This is a genomic window from Camelimonas sp. FR25 (assembly GCF_059740505.1).
In genome coordinates this window covers 1-624 of the sequence record NZ_JCAWFG010000090.1, presented here as the reverse complement: position 1 = coordinate 624, position 624 = coordinate 1, and the positions used below count along the sequence as shown (strand labels likewise).

Sequence of the window (624 nt, the reverse complement as noted above, 5' to 3'; positions counted from 1 at the left end):
AACGAGGCTGAGGTCGCAGCGAGGAAGAACATTGGCTTCCACCCGATCTCATGGATCTTGCGAATGCCCTGCGCCGCCTGCTTGGGGATGGCGTGCATGAACAGGATATCAGCGCCCGAGGCGCGCAGTTTGAGAATCTGGCTGTCGATGCTCGGATCAGTTGGCTCATAAGTGGCCTCAGCCACGATCATTTTTTTGGCGTTTTCGGCGCCGAGGCCTTTCTTGAAGCCATGGGCATAGTCGCGGCCCGCGTCGTCATATTGGTACAGCAGGGCGATCTTGCCCTCGGGTTTGTGCTTCAGCACATAAGCTGCGTAGACCGCTGTCTCGGACTGGTACGAGGGCTGGAAACTCATGCTCCAGGGGAAGTTCTTGTGATCGCCCCAGGCGGTCGCGCCGCCGCCGACAAACAGCTGTGGGATCTTTTTGTCGTTCAGATATTTGCGCACCACCATCCCCGTCGGGGTGCCAAGAGGGCTGAAGATGAAGGCGACGTCATCCTGCTCCACCAGCTTGCGGGTCTGTTCGAAGGTCTTGGGCGGACTGTAAGCGTCATCGAGCGAGATCAGAGTGATCTTGCGGCCATTGACCCCGCCCTTCTCATTGACCATGCGGAAATAGGCC

1 protein-coding gene is annotated in these 624 nt (G+C 58.3%); it reads right to left on the bottom strand.

Features of this window, described 5'->3' with window-relative positions:
* Nucleotides 1-624 (bottom strand): ABC transporter substrate-binding protein (locus AC6A67_RS12800; protein ID WP_498036938.1); only part of this gene is annotated, 624 nt, incomplete at both ends.